Genomic DNA, 16,491 nt, shown 5'->3' with positions numbered 1-16,491 from the left:
CCGGCGGCGGTTCGTCGTCGTATCATCATGCTTTTCGCCCCGATGGATGGCCGACATGCACAGCGACACCTACCTGCTGGACCAACTGGAAACCGCCGACATGCTGGAAATCGACGGCCTGCACGCCTTCGAATTCACGCTGAACGACGAGCTGCTGGACGATGCCGAGGCGGCGGCCGAACTCGACCAGCCGTTCGCCAGCGAGGAGGAGGTCCTGCGCATCGAGCTGATGGACGGCCGCGACCGGCGCGTGTGGAGTTTCACCTACAACGAGGTGATGGAGGCGGCGTATGCCGAAGGCGAGGACACCTGGACGCTGAAGTCCGGGGAGAAGGAACACCGCCTGCGCTGCCTCGGCGCGATATCCGCCAGCGGCGACGACGAATAAAAAGAAGAAGGGGCCAGAAGGCCCCTTTTCAATGCCGCACCAGGCTCAGGCGGCTTTCGCCTGGGCGAGGTTGACCGCGCGGTTCAGCGCGCTGAACAGGGCGCGGAAGCTGGCGGTGGTGATGTTCTCGTCGATGCCGATGCCGTACAGCGAACGGCCGCCCTCGACGCGCAGCTCGATGTAGGCCGCCGCCCTGGCGTTGGTGCCGGAGCCGATGGCGTGCTCGTTGTAGTCCATGATCTCCACGGATACCGGCAGCGAGGCCACCAGCGCTTCCAGCGGGCCGTTGCCCTTGCCGCGCCAGTGCTGGGTTTCGCCCTTGGCGGCGACTTCGATGTCGACGGTGCAGACGTTGTTCTCTTCCTGCAGGCGATGGCCCTTCAGGGCGAAGGGCGCGGTGGCCTTCAGGTACTCGTTCTCCAGCAGGCCGTAGATCTGCTGGGCGCTCATCTCCAGGCCGAGACGGTCGGTTTCCGCCTGGACCACCTGGCTGAACTCGATCTGCATGCGGCGCGGCAGGCTGATGCCGTATTCCTGTTCCAGCAGGAAGGTGATGCCACCCTTGCCGGACTGGCTGTTCACGCGGATCACCGCCTCGTAGCTGCGGCCGATGTCCGCCGGGTCGATCGGCAGGTACGGCACTTCCCAGATGGCGTCCGATTTCTGCTGGGCGAAGCCCTTGCGGATGGCGTCCTGGTGGGAGCCGGAGAACGCGGTGTGGACCAGGTCGCCGACGTACGGATGACGCGGGTGAACCGGCAACTGGTTGCACTCCTCGACCACCTTGCGCACCGCGTCGATGTCGGAGAAGTCCAGCTGCGGGTGCAGGCCCTGGGTGTACATGTTCAGAGCCAGGGTCACCAGGTCGACGTTGCCGGTGCGCTCGCCGTTGCCGAACAGGCAGCCTTCCACGCGGTCGGCGCCGGCCATCAGGCCCAGCTCGGTGGCGGCCACGCCGGTGCCACGGTCGTTATGGGTGTGCAGGCTGATGATCACGCTGTCGCGGCGGCTGACATGGCGGCCGAACCACTCGATCTGGTCGGCGTAGATGTTCGGCGTGGAGACTTCCACGGTGGCCGGCAGGTTGAGGATGATCTTCTTCTCCGGGGTCGGCTGCCATACGTCGATCACGGCGTCGCAGACCTGCACGGCGAATTCCAGCTCGGTGGAGGTGAAGATCTCCGGCGAATACTGGAAGGTCCAGTCGGTTTCCGGCTGCTCGGCGGCCAGCTTCCTGATCAGGGTGGCGGCGTTCACCGCGATGTCGATCACGCCCTGCTTGTCCTGGTTGAAGACGATGCGGCGGAACGACGGGGCGGTGGCGTTGTAGACGTGCACGATGACCTTCTTCGCGCCGCGCACGGCTTCGAAGGTACGGGTGATCAGGTCTTCGCGGGCCTGGGTCAGCACCTGGATGGTCACGTCATCCGGAATTCGGTTGTTCTCGATCAGGTCGCGGACGAAGTCGAAATCGGTCTGCGAAGCGGACGGGAAGGCCACCTCGATCTCTTTCAGGCCCACTTTCACCAGGGTTTCGAAGAAGCGCAGCTTCTTCGCCGGGTCCATCGGCTCGATCAGCGACTGGTTGCCGTCGCGCAGGTCGGAGCTGCACCAGATCGGCACTTCGGTGATGGTCTTCGACGGCCAGGTACGGTCAGGCAGGTTGATCGCGGGGAAGGCGCGGTATTTCTGGGACGGGTCTTTCAACATGCTCATGAACGGGAATCCTTTTGTTTCCGGGGCCAGGTGGCCTGCGCGCAATGACTGTAATAAAGGCTGAAACGGCGAGTGTGGATTCAGCCACGCAGTCGTGGGCTGACCAGGCGCAGGCAGGCGTGTTGGCGAAGCAGAATGAGGGTGTGTGCAGTCTTCATGACTGCCACCCTAGTGCGATGCGCTTCCGGTGGCAAGCATTGTGGAAAAATTGGTAGAAAACATCGCATGAGCTGGTTTTTCGTTTCATGAATTTTCATTTTTCTAGTTTTTCCGCAATTGATTTCTCCGAATCTTTTTGTGCTTAACTCATCTGTGTGCGGCGCCATGCCGCACGGACCGCGCGGGGCGCCATGCGATCATCGCGCCCCCGCACTGCCGCCGGCGCCGCCCGGCCCCGGTCGATAGCACAGGGACTCCTCGTGACAGGTCATCAACGACAAGGTATCGGTACCTGGCTGGCGTTCTTCGCCATGCTGATGATCTATCTCGGCCCGCTGGTTTCGCAGTCGATGTCGGCGGGGCACGCCATGCCCATGCTCGCCGGCATGCAGGAGATGGCCTGCTCCGATGGCCAGCGCGCCGCCACGCATTCCCCGGATGAAAGCGCGCAGCACGGCTTTTCCGCCGACCGCTTCATGGAGAAGTGCGGCTACTGCGGCCTGCTGATCCACAGCCCGCCGCTGGTCCCGCCGATGCTGCCGGAACCGGCCTGCCCGATGGCCGTCGGCCGTTCCGCGCCGCTCGTCGCCAGCCTGCCGGTGCCCGATTCGCCGGTATTCCCCGGAGCCCGCTCCCGCGCCCCGCCCGCCATGCTCGCCTGATCACCCGCGATACACCGCCGCCTGCACCGATGCGCCTGACGCAATCCCGCTAGCCGGCGACGGTGGTGAAGCTTCGATCCGACCATGGAAACCCTATGTCCAGCATTTCCCCGCTGTGGAGTGTCGGTACCCGCCAGCCGTGGTGTTCCCCCCGACTGTTGGGAAGCCTGTCCCCCAATTGCGGGCCATCCGGCTCGCCGAGAGGGCCTGACGCCCCTGCCTGGCGCACGGGCCGCGCCAGGCACGGAACGTGGATGACCGATGCAGGGGGCTGGACTGCGATTTCCGGTCGATGCCGGTTCCGGGACGGGGACCGGTGAGTGGTCTTGAGTGGAGATAAGACAAATGGACAAGAAACCTCTCGATTTCTACAACCTGGCCTGGCGCTGGCATTTCTACGCCGGGCTGTTCGTCGCACCTTTCATGATCCTGCTGGCGCTGACCGGGATCATCTACCTGTTCAAGCCGCAGCTCGACCAGCTGATGTACCACGACCTGCTGCGGGTGCCGCCCGGTGCCACGGCCCTCGGTGCCGACCAGCAGATGGAGCGCCTGCGCGCGTCCTATCCGCAGCTGGAAATCAGCAAGTACCTGCCGCCCAGCGCTCCCGACCGCAGCGCGCAGTTCGTCGGCGTGCATGCCGGCCGCGAGGTCAACCTGTACCTCGATCCCTACAGCGGCAAGCTGCTCGGCAGCCAGGATGCCAGGGACAACCTGCAGGCCATCGCCCGCGCGCTGCACGGCGAGCTGATGATCGGCACCGTCGGCGACCGGCTGGTGGAACTGGCCGCCGGCTGGGGCATCGTCCTGGTGGTGTCCGGCGTTTATCTCTGGTGGCCGCGCGGTAGGGCGGGGCGGGGAATCCTGCTGCCGCGTCTGGGCCAGCGGGGCCGGCCGCTATGGCGGGAGCTGCATGCGGTGCTCGGTTTCTGGGGCTCGCTGCTGCTGCTGTTCATGCTGCTCAGCGGCATGACCTGGACCGGTTACTGGGGCAAGAGCTTCGCCGATGTGTGGAACCGCTTCCCGGCGGCGATGTGGAACGAGGTGCCGAAATCCACCGCGCTGACCGGCGAGCTGAACGAGGCGCACCGGCAGATGGTGCCCTGGGCGGTGGAGAACACGCCCATGCCGGCCTCCGGCGGCCACGCCGAGCACATGGGGCATGCGGCGGGCGGCGTGGCCAATCCGCAGATCGGCCTGCAGCAGGTGGTCGAGCTGGCCGAGAGCCGGGGCGTGGCGCCCGGCTACGCGATCGCCCTGCCGAAGGGCGCGGAAGGCGTCTACACCGTCTCGGTGTTCGCCGACGATCCGCACCAGGACGCCACGCTGCATGTCGACCAGTACAGCGGCCAGGTGCTCGCCGATATCCGCTGGCAGGATTACGGTGCGGTGGCGAAGAGCGTCGAGATGGGCGTCTCGCTGCATGAGGGCAAGATGTTCGGCCTGGCCAACCAGCTGCTGATGCTCGCGGTGTGCCTGATGATCATGTTCAGCGCCGCCAGCGGCATCGTGATCTGGTGGAAGCGCCGGCCGAAGGGACGCATCGGCGTTCCGCCGCTGCCGCACGCGCTGCCGGTGTGGAAGGGCGGCGTGGTCATCGTCATCGCCCTGGGCATCGCCTTCCCGCTGGTCGGCCTGTCGCTGCTGCTGGTCTGGGGGTTCGACTGGCTGGTGCTGTCGCGTTTCGTGCGCAGCCGCCCGGCGCTGGGTTGAGGCCCGTGGTTTTCCGTTCGTCGCCGGCGCGGTTGCGCCGGCGCATCAATTCGCCCGTTCAGTGGGCATCGAAGTTATCCACAAGGAGTTTTCACCATGCGTAAATCCCTGCTTTCACTGGTCGCGCTGCTGTCGCTTTCGGGCGTGGCGTTCGCCCATGAGTACGATGCCGGGAGCCTGCATATCGAGCATCCCTGGTCGCTGCTGCTGCCGGCCAACTCGGCCAACGGCGCGGCCTATTTCGTGGTGCACAACAAGGGCAAGGAGGCCGACCGCCTGCTCGGCGCCGACACCGAGCGTGCCGCCACCACCGAGATCCACCAGCACGTCGAGAAGGACGGGATGATGAAGATGCAGAAGGTCGACGGCGCGGACATCCCGGCTGGCGGCACCCTGGCCTTCGCCCCGGGTGGCTACCACCTGATGCTGATGGGGCTGAAGAAGCCGCTGGCCGATGGCGAGCGCTTCCCGCTCACGCTGCACTTCCAGAAGGCCGGCGACGTGAAGGTCGACATCGCCGTGCAGAGGGACGCGCCCGCCGCCGGGCAGACCCATGACATGCACAACATGCACAACATGCACGACATGAACATGGACCACCAGTAAGCCGAAACGCCCGCCCGGCGTGACTTTGCGCCGGGTGGGCGGAAGCTGTGCCAAACTGTCCGGCGGGTGTCGTCGAGGTGAGACTCCCGTGCAATGTTGCACCTCCGGCATCCGGACAGCGGCCATTTCCAGTGGCCGGGAGGTACACCATGCACAAGCCCCACTCCCTTTTCCTGCTGTGCGCAGCGTTGCCGTTCGTCGCATCCTGCAGCACTGTCCTTTCCCCCGAAGAATCGCCGCCCCTGGACGAGCAACTGGCCCAGCTCGGTTACCGGCAGGGCAGCGAGGTCGGCAAGGTCCCGCGGCTGGCGATCGACGGCTGGAGGCTGGTCGACTCGCGCCACATGATCCTGGGCGCCGGCCAGGGGCGGAGCTACCTGAGCGAGCTCAACAAGGACTGCTACCGGCTGGATAACCAGGACGTCGCCACCACCGCCACCACCGCCGGCTGGCTGTCGCCGCTGGACAAGTTCTACGGGATGCAGTTCGGCGATATCCACGACGATTGCACGATCAAGCGCATGTACCGCCTCGAACGGCTGCAGGCCATGCAGTGACGGCGAGGGACGCCGGGCCCGTGCCGCGGATTGGCGTAACGCGGGCCCGGTGCGAAAATCCATGAACGGCTGTGCCTTCGCTCGGCCGGGCTTTCCGCTCACTGGCTATCGCCGGGAGGTGCACGATGCGCAAGCCAAGAGCCTTCCTGCTGCTGATGGCGATTCCGCTGTTCACCGCCTGCAGCAGTTCCCCACCGAGCGACCAGCTGCCGCTCGACCAGCATCTCGCCAAGCTGGGCTACCGCCAGGGCGAGGCGGTGCAGTCGATCCCGTACTGGAATTTCGATGGCTGGCAGTACTTGGACAAGAGCCACATCACCATCGGCCAGGGACCGGGGCCGGTGTACCTGGTGGAGTTTTCCGCGCCGTGCAACAACCTGGGTAACAGCAACCGCATCAGCACCAGCACCACGGTGGGGTCGCTGACCAAGCTGGACCGGATCATCTCCGTCGATTTCGCCGGCATCCCCGAACCCTGCCTGATCGGCGATCTGTACAAGCTGGAGCGGGTGCCGAAGGCCAAGTCCAGGCCGGTGCACGAAGGCTATTAGGGTTTGAATGCGCCGATGAATATGGCCGGGTCCACCCGGGCATCGTTCAGGCTGACGTTCCAGTGCATGTGCGGCCCGGTGGCGCGGCCGGTGGCGCCGACGCGCCCGACCACGCCGCCGCGCGGCAGCTGCTGGCCGAGCTGCACCTCGACCTTCGACATGTGGCAGAACATGCTGATGAAGCCCTGGCCGTGGTCGACGAACACCGTCCTGCCGTTGAAGAAGTAGTCGCCGATCAGGATCACCTTGCCGGCGGCCGGGGTCTTGATCGGCGTGCCGGCGGGCACGGCGAAGTCCAGGCCCGAGTGCGGGTTGCGTTCCTCGCCGTTGAAGAAGCGGCGCAGGCCGAACGGGCTGGATAGCGGGCCGCTCACCGGCTTGTCGAGCACCAGGTTGCTCGGCGTGCCGGGGCTGAAGGTGCGGTAGGCGGTGGTCTGCTCGGCCAGTTCACGCTCGATGCGCTTCAGGTCCTGCGGCAGCGGGTTGACCTGGCGGGTGTTCTTCAGGGTGATGCGCTGCTCCTTGTAGTGCTTGGCGCCCACCGTGAAGTTCTGGCTGCGGCTGGCGGCGCCCTGGCGCACCTGCACCTGCTGCGTGCCGGGTTTCACCGTCAGCGGGATGCCGACGATGGCGATCCAGTCGCGGCCTTCTTCCTTTATCACCATGACCGGCTTGCCCTGGTAGCTGGCCTTTGGCGTTTCGTTGCCATTGCCCAGCTGGATCACGGCGACACCGCCGGGTACCGGCTTGTTCAGGGTGCGGCTGATGAAGCCCTCGGCGTGGGCGGGGAGGGCGAGGAGGGCGGCGAACAGCAGGCAGAAGACTCGGAGCATGGGGCTTTCCGTGGGGCGACGGGTGAATGGCGCAGTCTATATGGCTGGCGACGGGTTACGACTGTAGGGGCGAGCTTGCTCGCGAACATGCCTTGCACCGTCGTCGTCGGTAAATCTGTTCGCGAGCAAGCTCGCTCCTACGGATTCACGCTGTGGCTTTGCAGCTGCTGGCGCCACAGCTGTTCCAGCGGCAGGACCTGCGCCGGGCCGTAGACCGCCGTTTCCGCGCCGGTGTGCCAGGCCCACAGCTGGTCGCCGTAGTCGTAGTGCCACCACTCGCTGGACAGGTTGCTGAAGCCGACGCTGCGCATGGCGTTGAACAGCAGGCGGCGGCGCTCGCGGATGGCGCGGCCGTGGTCGTCGCTGGCGTCTTCGTAGTGGCGGGTGTAGGAGCGCGGGGTGGCTTCGTCGAACTGGCTGCCCATGTCCAGCCAGCGGCCGTCGCGGTCGCACAGGGTGACGTCCACCGCGCCGCCGGTCAGGTGCGGGCTGGGCGAGGTGGCGCGGGTGCTCGGCGGGGCGACGAATTCGCGGGTGCGCCGGGCCAGTTCGGCCGGGTCGGCATCCGGTTGGTGCTGGCGGAGGATGTCGTAGAGCGTGTCGTAGAGATGCTGCTGCACGGCGAATGGCCGCCAGGCATCCAGCACCACCAGGCGCATGCCGTCGGGCAGCAGGCGGGAGACCTGCAGCAGGCGCTCGAACACACCGCTGCGCGCATGGCACTCCGGCAGCGCATTGGGAATGCCGAGGCGGTGGTAGGCCGGCCAGACCAGGAAGCCCTGGCTGGTGCCGAGCGGCTCCAGCGGCTCGCCGCATTCGACGATGGGCATGCGGAAGGCGGCGGCCCAGTCGGGTTCCGGCGCTTCGGGAATCGGGGCGTGGAGGTCGGTCATGCTCAGTCCAGCAGGGAAAGGTTTACCGGCGTCTGGTGATTGTCCTCGACGCGCACGTCCAGTTCGCCTTCCGCCAGCTTCGCCTTCAGGCGCTGGCCGACGCGGGCCTGCGCGGCGCTGCGCACGGCCTGGCCGCGCTCGTCGAGGAGGATGCTGTAGCCGCGGCCGAGGGTCGCCAGCGGGCTGACGATGTGCAGGCTCTGCGCCAGGCCGTCGAGGCGCTGGCGCTGCTGGCGGAGCAGGGCATGGGTGGCGCGGGGCAGGCGCTGGGCCAGGCTGTCGAGCTTCTGCCGCAGCAGCGCGAGCGCACGGCCCGGATGCTGGGCGGCGAGGCGGGTATCGAGGCGTGCGAGTCGCTCGTGGCGCACCTGCATCTGCCGTTCGAAGGCGCGGCGCAGGCGCATGTCCAGGTCGTCCAGGCGCTGGGCCTGCTGGCGCAGGCGTTCGCCGGGGTGGCGCAGGCGCCGGGCGCAGCCTTCCAGACGCAGGCGTTCGCGGGCCAGGCGGTCCTGGATGCGCAGGATCAGGCGGCGGCGCAGGCTGTCCAGGCGCTGCTGCAGTTCGTTGGAATGCGGCGCCAGCAGCTCGGCGGCGGCGGAGGGCGTCGGCGCGCGCACGTCGGCGACGAAATCGCTGATCGACACGTCGGTCTCGTGGCCGACCGCGCTGACGATGGGCGTCGCGCAGGCGGCGATGGCGCGCGCCACGGCTTCCTCGTTGAAGCACCAGAGGTCTTCCAGCGAGCCGCCGCCACGGGCCAGGATCAGCGCGTCGAAGCCCTGCGCGTCGGCCAACTGCAGGGCGCGGACGATCTGCCCGGTGGCCTCGCGGCCCTGCACGGCGGTGGGGACCAGGGTCAGCTCGACCTGCGGCGCGCGGCGGCGGAACACGCTGATGATGTCGCGGATCACCGCGCCGGTGGGTGAGCTGACGATGCCGATGCGCCGCGGATGGGCCGGCAACTCGCGCTTGCCTTCGGCGGCGAACAGGCCCTCGGCGGCGAGCTTTTCCTTCAGCGCCTCGAAGGCCAGGCGCAGCGCGCCGTCGCCGGCCGGTTCGACGGCGTCGGCGATCAACTGGTAGTCGCCGCGCCCTTCGAACAGCGAGACCTTGCCGCGCACCCGCACCGCCAGGCCGTCGCGCAGCGCCTGGCGCACGCGCAGGGCGTTCTGCCGGAACAGCGCGCAGCGCACCTGGGCGTTGCTGTCCTTGAGGGTGAAATAGAGGTGGCCGGATGCGGGGCGGGCGAGGTTGGAGATCTCGCCTTCGACCCAGACCTGCGGGAACACGTCCTCCAGGAGATGGCGGGCGCGCTGGTTGAGCTGGCTGACGGTCAGCACCTCGCGGTCGAGGCCGAGCCGTTGGAAGGGATCGTTGAGCATGGCGGAGGATGATAAGCCGCAGCGCTTCCAGGGGCCAGCGCGGGGCTGTTGCGGCCACGGCATTCCTCGAGCTTCGGCTGCGTTGAGCCCGAGCATGCTGCTGGGGTATAATGCCGCGCTTCCATTTTTCCCGCCTGGGAGCCCCCGCCATGCTGCGTATCAGCCAAGAAGCCCTCACTTTCGACGACGTCCTCCTGATCCCCGGTTATTCGGAAGTCCTGCCGAAGGACGTGAGCCTGAAAACCCGACTGACCCGTGGCATCGAACTGAATATCCCGCTGGTGTCCGCCGCGATGGACACCGTGACCGAATCCCGCCTCGCCATCGCCATGGCCCAGGAAGGCGGCATCGGCATCATCCACAAGAACATGCCCATCGAGCAGCAGGCTGCCGAGGTGCGCAAGGTCAAGAAGCACGAGACCGTCATCGTTCGCGACCCGGTCACCGTGACCCCCTCGACCAAGATCATCGAACTGCTGCAGATCGCCCGCGAATACGGCTTCTCCGGCTTCCCGGTGGTGGATGAAGGTGAACTGGTCGGCATCGTCACCGGCCGCGACCTGCGCGTGAAGCCGAACGTCGGCGACACCGTTGCGGCGATCATGACGCCCAAGGAAAAGCTGATTACCGCCCGCGAAGGCACTCCGCTGGAAGAGATGAAGGCCAGGCTCTACGAGTGCCGCATCGAGAAGATGCTGGTGGTCGACGAGCAGTTCCACCTCACCGGCCTGGTGACCTTCCGTGACATCGAGAAGGCCAAGACCTACCCGCTGGCCTCGAAGGACGAGCATGGCCGCCTGCGCGTCGGCGCCGCCGTCGGCACCGGTGCCGATACCGGCGAGCGCGTTGCCGCGCTGGTCGCCGCCGGCGTGGACGTGGTGGTGGTGGATACCGCCCACGGCCATTCCAAGGGCGTGATCGAGCGCGTGCGCTGGGTCAAGGAGAACTTCCCGCAGGTGCAGGTGATCGGCGGCAACATCGCCACCGGCGAAGCCGCCCGCGCCCTGGCCGAGGCCGGCGCCGACGCGGTCAAGGTCGGCATCGGCCCGGGCTCGATCTGCACCACCCGCATCGTCGCCGGTGTCGGCGTACCGCAGATCTCCGCCATCGCCAACGTCGCCGCCGCCCTCGAAGGCACCGGCGTCCCGCTGATCGCCGACGGCGGCATCCGCTTCTCCGGCGACCTGGCCAAGGCCATGGTGGCCGGCGCCTACTGCGTGATGATGGGCTCGATGTTCGCCGGTACCGAAGAGGCGCCGGGCGAGATCGAACTGTTCCAGGGCCGTTCCTACAAGTCCTACCGTGGCATGGGCTCGCTGGGCGCCATGGCCGGCGCCACCGGTTCCTCCGACCGCTACTTCCAGGACGCCTCGGCCGGCGCCGAGAAGCTGGTTCCGGAAGGCATCGAAGGCCGCGTGCCGTACAAGGGCACCCTGAGCGCGATCGTCCACCAACTGATGGGCGGCCTGCGCGCGGCGATGGGCTACACCGGCAGCGCCGACATCCAGGACATGCGCACCCGTCCGCAGTTCGTGCGCATCACCGGCGCCGGCATGGCTGAGTCCCACGTCCACGACGTGCAGATCACCAAGGAAGCGCCGAACTACCGCGTCGGCTAAACCGATCTTTCGCTGGAGGCTGGAGGCTGGAGGCTGGACGAGATAGCTCTTTCGTTCAGCCTCCGGCCTTCAGCCTTCAGCCATTTTTCCAGGGGAAGAAGATGGCCCACCAAGATATCCACGCTCACCGGATCCTGATCCTCGACTTCGGCTCCCAGTACACCCAACTGATCGCCCGCCGCGTGCGCGAGATCGGCGTGTACTGCGAAATCCATCCGTTCGACATGAGCGAGCAGGCGATCATCGATTTCGCCCCGCGCGGCATCATCCTCGCCGGCGGCCCGGAATCCGTGCACGCCGCCGACAGCCCGCGCGCGCGCAACGCCGTGTTCGACCTGAAGGTGCCGCTGCTGGGCATCTGCTACGGCATGCAGACCATGGCCGAGCAGCTCGGCGGCAAGGTGCAGGGTTCCGACCTGCGCGAGTTCGGCTACGCCCGCGTCGACGTGGTCGGCAAGGCCCGTCTGCTCGACGGCATCGAGGACCACGTGGACGACGACGGCGTGTTCGGCCTCGACGTGTGGATGAGCCACGGCGACAAGGTCACCGACCTCCCCACCGGCTTCCATATCCTCGCCAGCACCCCGAGCTGCCCGATCGCCGCCATGGCCGACGACGCCCGCGGCTACTACGGCGTGCAGTTCCACCCGGAAGTGACCCACACCAAGCAGGGCGGCCGCATCCTCTCGCGCTTCGTGCTGGACATCTGCGGCTGCGCCGCGCTGTGGACTCCGTCGAACATCGTCGAGGACGCCATCGCCACCGTGCGCGCCCAGGTCGGTTCCTCCAAGGTCCTGCTCGGCCTGTCCGGCGGCGTGGATTCCTCTGTGGTCGCCGCGCTGCTGCACCGCGCCATCGGCGACCAGCTGACCTGCGTGTTCGTCGACAACGGCCTGCTGCGCCTGCACGAGGGCGATCAGGTGATGGCGATGTTCGCCGAGAACATGGGCGTCAAGGTCATCCGCGCCGACGCGGAAGACAAGTTCCTCGGCCGTCTCGCCGGCGTCAGCGACCCGGAAGAGAAGCGCAAGATCATCGGCCGCACCTTCATCGAGGTCTTCGATGAAGAAGCCACCAGGCTGCAGGACGTGAAGTTCCTCGCCCAGGGCACCATCTACCCCGACGTGATCGAGTCGGCCGGCGCCAAGACCGGCAAGGCCCACGTGATCAAGTCGCACCACAACGTCGGCGGCCTGCCGGAAGACATGCAGTTCGAACTGGTCGAGCCGCTGCGCGAGCTGTTCAAGGACGAAGTGCGCAAGATCGGCCTGGAACTCGGCCTGCCCTACGACATGGTCTACCGCCACCCGTTCCCGGGCCCGGGCCTGGGCGTGCGCATCCTCGGCGAAGTGAAGAAGGAATACGCCGACCTGCTGCGCCAGGCCGACCACATCTTCATCGAGGAACTGCGCAACTTCGACTGGTACCACAAGACCAGCCAGGCCTTCGTGGTGTTCCAGCCGGTGAAGTCGGTCGGCGTGGTCGGCGACGGCCGCCGCTATGCCTGGGTCGTCGCCCTGCGCGCGGTGGAAACCATCGACTTCATGACCGCTCGCTGGGCGCACCTGCCCTACGAGCTGCTGGAGAAGGTGAGCAACCGCATCATCAACGAGATCGAAGGCATCTCCCGCGTTACCTACGACGTGTCGAGCAAGCCGCCGGCGACGATCGAGTGGGAATGATGTGAGCGACAAGGGCAGCCTCGGCTGCCCTTGTCGTATCCGGGGTGCGGCATTCTGGATCGCACCGCGACTCGTCATGTCGGGCTGGAAATGAGAAAATCTATCATTTCCAGCCCTCGTTGGAGATTCCATGAGTTTCACCCGCAGACAAGTCCTCGGCGGCATCGCCGGCCTGGCAGTGCTCGGCCTCGGCGCCGCTGGCGCGCGCATCTGGCTGGCGCGCCCGGAAGTGGCCGCCGAGCATGACTACGAGCTGATCGCCGCGCCGCTCGACCTGGAACTGGTGCCGGGCTTCAAGAGTCCCGCGCTGGCCTACGGCGGACAGGCCCCGGGCGTGGAGCTCCGCGGCCGCCAGGGCGACTGGCTGCGGGTGCGCTTCAGCAACAAACTGGACCAGCCGACCACCATCCACTGGCACGGCATCCGCCTGCCCATCGAGATGGACGGCGTGCCCTACATCTCGCAGCCGCCGGTGCAGCCGGGCGAGAGTTTCATCTACCGCTTCCGGATGCCGGACGCCGGCAGCTACTGGTACCACCCGCACCTGATGAGCAGCGAGCAGCTCGGCCGCGGCCTGGTCGGTCCGCTGATCATCGAGGAGCGCGAGCCCAGCGAATTCACCGAGGAGCGGGTGCTCTGCCTGAAGACCTGGCACGTGGACGAGCAGGGCGCTTTCACCCGCTTCAGCGTGCCGCGCGAGGCGGCGCGGGAGGGCACCCGCGGGCGCCTGTCGACCGTCAATGGCCGGCACCTGCCGGTGATCGAGTTGCCGGCCGGGCAGATCGTCCGGGTGCGCATCCTCAACGTCGACAATACCGTGACCTACCGTCTCAACCTGCCGGGTGGCGAGGCGAAAATCTATGCCATCGACGGCCATCCGGTGGCGCCGAGGGAGTTCAGGGACCAGTACTGGATCGGTCCCGGCATGCGCCTGGAGCTGGCGCTGCGCGGGCCCGCCGAGGGCACCGAGCTGTCCCTGCGCAACGGTCCACTGCGCCTGGCGACCATCCGTGGCGTGGCCTCGGCGAAGGCCCCGGCCGAACGCTGGCCGGCGCCGCTGCCGGCGAATCCGGTGAGCGAGCCGGACCTGGCCAATGCCGAAACCATCGGCTTCAAGTTCGAATGGGTCGGCGCGGTGTCGGACTACTCGAAGGGGCAGTCGACCCCGTCGCTGTGGCAGATCAACGGCAAGGCCTGGGAAGGCGGCGAGGAGCACAAGCACGCCGCGCCGCCGCTGGCCAAGCTGAAGGAAGGGCAGAGCTACATCTTCGTGCTGCGCAACATGACCCAGTACCAGCATCCGATCCACCTGCACGGGCTGGCGTTCAAGGTGCTGGATTCCGACCGCCGCGAGATCATTCCGTACTTCACCGACACCTATCTGCTGGGCAAGAACGAGACCGCCCGCATCGCGCTGGTGGCGGACAACCCGGGGCTGTGGATGTTCCACTGCCACGTGATCGACCATATGGAAACCGGCCTGATGGGCACCATCGCGGTCGGCGAGGCATGGTGCAGTTGAGCGTCCAGACCAACGCCAAGGGGCACCGGACGGTCAAGGGCGTGCGCTTCATCGTCGACCGCAGCCGGGACCGGCATTTCATGCAGGAAGCCCTGGTCGAGGCGGAAAAGGCCGCGGCCCTCGGCGAAGTGCCGGTGGGCGCGGTGCTGGTGCGCGACGGCGAGATCATCGGCCGCGGCTTCAACCAGCCGATCACCAGCCACGACCCCAGCGCCCATGCCGAGATGGTCGCCATCCGCATGGCCGCGGCGGCCGCCGCCAACTACCGGCTGCCCGGCAGCACCCTCTACGTGACCCTCGAACCCTGCAGCATGTGCTCCGGCCTCATCGTCCACTCGCGCATCCAGCGCCTGGTGTACGGCGCGACTGAGCCCAAGTCCGGCGTGGTGGAAAGCCACGGCCGCTTCTTCGCCCAGGAGTTCCTCAACCACAAGGTGGTGTTCGAGGGCGGGGTGATGGCGGAGGAGTGCGGTGCGGTGCTGTCGGCGTTCTTCAAGGCGCGGCGGAAGAAGTCGTAGGACGCGATCCACCCTGCGTTTTTTCGCGGGCATGGCCCGCTCCTACAGGTTCAGGCGAGTGTAGGAGCGGGCCATGCCCGCGAATTGCCACGCCGATCGCCACGGCTGGTGCGGGAGAATTCAGAGCGGCTTGTCGCCGTCGTCTTCCGGCTTGTTCTTGTTCACCCCGGGCAGGTGCAGGCCGCTTTCGGCCAGTTGGCCGCCTTCCATCTGCGGCTGGGTCACCCAGGTGAGAATGTCGTAGTAGCGGCGTACGTTCTGTACGAAATGGACTGTCTCGCCGCCACGCGCGTAGCCGTAGCGGGTCTTGCGGTACCACTGCTTCTGCGCCAGGCGCGGCAGCATCTTCTTTACGTCCAGCCACTTGTTCGGATTGAGTCCGGCCTGCTGGGTCAGCTTGCGTGCATCTTCGAGGTGGGCGCCGCCTACGTTGTAGGCGGCCAGGGCGAGCCAGGTGCGATCGGGTTCCTGGATGCTCTCGGGCAGCTCGCCCTTGATCTGCACGAAATACTTGCTGCCGCCCTGGATGCTCTGCCGCGGGTCGAGGCGGTTGGATACGCCCATCGCCCGGGCGGTGCGGCTGGTCAGCATCATCAGGCCGCGCACGCCGGTCTTGGAAGTGGCGTCGGGCTGCCACAGGGATTCCTGGTAGCCGATGGCGGCGAGCAGGCGCCAGTCGGCTTCGAGCTTGTCGGCGGCCTGGTGGAAGTGCGGCTCGTAGCGCGGCAGGCGCTGCTGCAGGTGCTGGGCGAAGGTATAGGCGCCGACGTAGCCGAGCACGTCGACGTGGCCGTAGTAGCGATCCTTCAGGCGCTGCAGCAGGCCGTCCTTCTTCGAGCTGTCGAGGAAGGCGTTGACCGCGTCGAGCAGGCTGTTGTCGTCCCCGGCGCGCACCGCCCAGGACAGGCCCCGTTCGTCGCCCAGGTCGAAGCCGACGCGGACCTTGGAGAAGTAGACCTGGTTCATCGCCAGTTCGTTGGAGTCGACCAGGGTCAGGTCGATGTCGCCGACGTCGACCATGCGCAGCAGGTCGACCATCTCGTCGGCATCCGATTCCTCGTAGTTCAGCTTGGGCAGGCGCTTCTTCAGCTCCGCCAGCTGCTCGGCGTGGCTGCTGCCCTTGAGTACGACGATGCGCTTGCCGACCAGGTCTTCCGGGCGGGTCGGGCGCTGCTCGCCGTTGCGGTAGACGACCTGCGGGGTGACTTCCAGGTAGGAATGGGAAAAGCGCACCTGGCTTTCGCGGGCGGCGACGGGCGTCAGGCCGGCGGCGGCCAGTTCGGGGCCCTTGTCGCTGTCCAGGCGGCTGTAGAGATCGTCGAGGTTGTCGGCGGTCTCGATCTGCAGGCGCACGCCGAGCTTGTCGGCGAAGCGCTTGGCCAGCTCGTACTCGAAGCCGGTATCGCCGTTGCGGTCCTGGAAATAGGTGGCCGGGCTGTTGCGGGTGACCACGCGCAGTACCCCCTCCTTCTGCACGCGCTCGAGGGCGGTAGGGGTTTTCGCCTCGCTACAACCGGCCAGCAGCAGAAAGATACAGGTCGCCAAGATCCAGGCGGTGCGACGCACACGGGACATAGTCAGGGCAAGCATCGGGGGAGTATACGCAAAGGCCGGACGGCGCCATATCTCGACAGCCTAGCCCATCTCTGCTAGCCGGTCCCGCGGCGTGCCTGGCATACGGCCGGTCGCG

The 16,491-nt window shown here is 67.0% G+C and carries 15 protein-coding genes; 10 read left to right on the top strand and 5 right to left on the bottom strand.

Features of this window, described 5'->3' with window-relative positions; translation table 11 throughout:
• Positions 1-55: 55 nt before the first annotated feature.
• Entirely contained in the window at positions 56-388 is a 333-nt protein-coding gene (locus BLR75_RS25410) for a DUF5629 family protein (protein ID WP_084315083.1), read from the top strand.
• Positions 389-433: 45 nt separating this feature from the next.
• Here the strand turns inward: BLR75_RS25410 and leuA are convergent, their stop codons facing one another.
• A complete protein-coding gene (gene leuA, locus BLR75_RS25405; protein ID WP_084315084.1) occupies positions 434-2,104 on the bottom strand; it encodes a 2-isopropylmalate synthase in 1,671 nt (556 codons plus the stop codon).
• Between the two features lie 419 nt (positions 2,105-2,523).
• Here leuA and BLR75_RS25400 point away from each other — a divergent pair, with 419 nt between their 5' ends.
• The 5 genes from BLR75_RS25400 (at position 2,524) to BLR75_RS25380 (ending at position 6,352) form a co-directional block, all read left to right on the top strand.
• Positions 2,524-2,925, top strand: a complete 402-nt coding sequence (locus BLR75_RS25400; RefSeq protein ID WP_245726195.1) for a DUF2946 domain-containing protein — start codon at positions 2,524-2,526, stop codon at positions 2,923-2,925.
• Between the two features lie 336 nt (positions 2,926-3,261).
• Positions 3,262-4,638: a PepSY-associated TM helix domain-containing protein gene (locus BLR75_RS25395; RefSeq protein WP_371858159.1), complete on the top strand. Its 1,377-nt coding sequence runs from the start codon at positions 3,262-3,264 to the stop codon at positions 4,636-4,638.
• Between the two features lie 96 nt (positions 4,639-4,734).
• On the top strand, positions 4,735-5,244 hold the full coding sequence (locus BLR75_RS25390; protein ID WP_084315088.1) for a copper chaperone PCu(A)C: 510 nt from the start codon (positions 4,735-4,737) through the stop codon (positions 5,242-5,244).
• A 149-nt stretch (positions 5,245-5,393) separates the two neighbouring features.
• The gene (locus BLR75_RS25385) at positions 5,394-5,801 is read left to right on the top strand and encodes a DUF6491 family protein (protein ID WP_084315089.1); all 408 of its coding nucleotides are present in this window, start codon (positions 5,394-5,396) and stop codon (positions 5,799-5,801) included.
• 125 nt (positions 5,802-5,926) lie between these two features.
• Positions 5,927-6,352, top strand: a complete 426-nt coding sequence (locus tag BLR75_RS25380; protein WP_084315090.1) for a DUF6491 family protein — start codon at positions 5,927-5,929, stop codon at positions 6,350-6,352.
• On the opposite strand, the gene BLR75_RS25375 is transcribed toward BLR75_RS25380, so the two are convergent.
• The 3 genes from BLR75_RS25375 to xseA all read right to left on the bottom strand — a co-directional run bounded on the left by BLR75_RS25375 (position 6,349) and on the right by xseA (position 9,460).
• Positions 6,349-7,185: a peptidoglycan DD-metalloendopeptidase family protein gene (locus BLR75_RS25375; protein ID WP_084315091.1), complete on the bottom strand. Its 837-nt coding sequence runs from the start codon at positions 7,183-7,185 to the stop codon at positions 6,349-6,351. The two genes, BLR75_RS25380 and BLR75_RS25375, sit on opposite strands and share 4 nt — an antisense overlap.
• Before the next feature lie 137 nt (positions 7,186-7,322).
• Positions 7,323-8,078 carry a M15 family metallopeptidase gene (locus BLR75_RS25370; RefSeq protein WP_084315092.1) on the bottom strand — a complete coding sequence of 252 codons (756 nt, stop codon included), beginning with the start codon at positions 8,076-8,078 and terminating at the stop codon, positions 7,323-7,325.
• Between the two features lie 2 nt (positions 8,079-8,080).
• Complete coding sequence (xseA, locus tag BLR75_RS25365) at positions 8,081-9,460, bottom strand: exodeoxyribonuclease VII large subunit (RefSeq protein ID WP_084315093.1); 1,380 nt, start codon at positions 9,458-9,460, stop codon at positions 8,081-8,083.
• A gap of 149 nt (positions 9,461-9,609) precedes the next feature.
• Between xseA and guaB the strand changes: the two genes are divergently transcribed.
• The 4 genes from guaB (at position 9,610) to tadA (ending at position 14,801) form a co-directional block, all read left to right on the top strand.
• Complete coding sequence (gene guaB / locus BLR75_RS25360; RefSeq protein WP_084315094.1) at positions 9,610-11,079, top strand: IMP dehydrogenase; 1,470 nt, start codon at positions 9,610-9,612, stop codon at positions 11,077-11,079.
• Between the two features lie 101 nt (positions 11,080-11,180).
• Complete coding sequence (guaA, locus tag BLR75_RS25355) at positions 11,181-12,761, top strand: glutamine-hydrolyzing GMP synthase (RefSeq protein WP_084315095.1); 1,581 nt, start codon at positions 11,181-11,183, stop codon at positions 12,759-12,761.
• Between the two features lie 130 nt (positions 12,762-12,891).
• Positions 12,892-14,283, top strand: coding sequence for a multicopper oxidase family protein (locus BLR75_RS25350; protein WP_084315096.1), 1,392 nt, complete (start codon positions 12,892-12,894; stop codon positions 14,281-14,283).
• Positions 14,271-14,801 (top strand): tRNA adenosine(34) deaminase TadA, encoded by a 531-nt coding sequence (gene tadA, locus BLR75_RS25345; protein WP_084315097.1) that lies wholly within the window; start codon positions 14,271-14,273, stop codon positions 14,799-14,801. The genes BLR75_RS25350 and tadA overlap by 13 nt, the downstream gene beginning before the upstream one ends.
• Before the next feature lie 120 nt (positions 14,802-14,921).
• Here tadA and mltF read toward each other — a convergent pair whose 3' ends face one another.
• Positions 14,922-16,391: a membrane-bound lytic murein transglycosylase MltF gene (mltF, locus tag BLR75_RS25340; RefSeq protein ID WP_084315098.1), complete on the bottom strand. Its 1,470-nt coding sequence runs from the start codon at positions 16,389-16,391 to the stop codon at positions 14,922-14,924.
• Positions 16,392-16,491 lie beyond the last annotated feature (100 nt).

Origin of the sequence: Pseudomonas jinjuensis, from assembly GCF_900103845.1 — a bacterium.
GTDB lineage: Bacteria > Pseudomonadota > Gammaproteobacteria > Pseudomonadales > Pseudomonadaceae > Pseudomonas > Pseudomonas jinjuensis.
This window is presented reverse-complemented; position numbering and strand designations above follow the sequence as displayed.

Coding starts and splice junctions, on each gene's coding strand:
- BLR75_RS25410 (WP_084315083.1), top strand. CDS start 56: ATGCACAGCGACACCTACCTGCTGGACCAACTGGAAACCGCCGACATG.
- BLR75_RS25370 (WP_084315092.1), bottom strand. CDS start 8,078: ATGACCGACCTCCACGCCCCGATTCCCGAAGCGCCGGAACCCGACTGG.
- guaA (WP_084315095.1), top strand. CDS start 11,181: ATGGCCCACCAAGATATCCACGCTCACCGGATCCTGATCCTCGACTTC.
- guaB (WP_084315094.1), top strand. CDS start 9,610: ATGCTGCGTATCAGCCAAGAAGCCCTCACTTTCGACGACGTCCTCCTG.
- mltF (WP_084315098.1), bottom strand. CDS start 16,391: ATGCTTGCCCTGACTATGTCCCGTGTGCGTCGCACCGCCTGGATCTTG.
- BLR75_RS25390 (WP_084315088.1), top strand. CDS start 4,735: ATGCGTAAATCCCTGCTTTCACTGGTCGCGCTGCTGTCGCTTTCGGGC.
- BLR75_RS25350 (WP_084315096.1), top strand. CDS start 12,892: ATGAGTTTCACCCGCAGACAAGTCCTCGGCGGCATCGCCGGCCTGGCA.
- BLR75_RS25385 (WP_084315089.1), top strand. CDS start 5,394: ATGCACAAGCCCCACTCCCTTTTCCTGCTGTGCGCAGCGTTGCCGTTC.
- leuA (WP_084315084.1), bottom strand. CDS start 2,104: ATGAGCATGTTGAAAGACCCGTCCCAGAAATACCGCGCCTTCCCCGCG.
- BLR75_RS25380 (WP_084315090.1), top strand. CDS start 5,927: ATGCGCAAGCCAAGAGCCTTCCTGCTGCTGATGGCGATTCCGCTGTTC.
- xseA (WP_084315093.1), bottom strand. CDS start 9,460: ATGCTCAACGATCCCTTCCAACGGCTCGGCCTCGACCGCGAGGTGCTG.
- BLR75_RS25375 (WP_084315091.1), bottom strand. CDS start 7,185: ATGCTCCGAGTCTTCTGCCTGCTGTTCGCCGCCCTCCTCGCCCTCCCC.
- tadA (WP_084315097.1), top strand. CDS start 14,271: ATGGTGCAGTTGAGCGTCCAGACCAACGCCAAGGGGCACCGGACGGTC.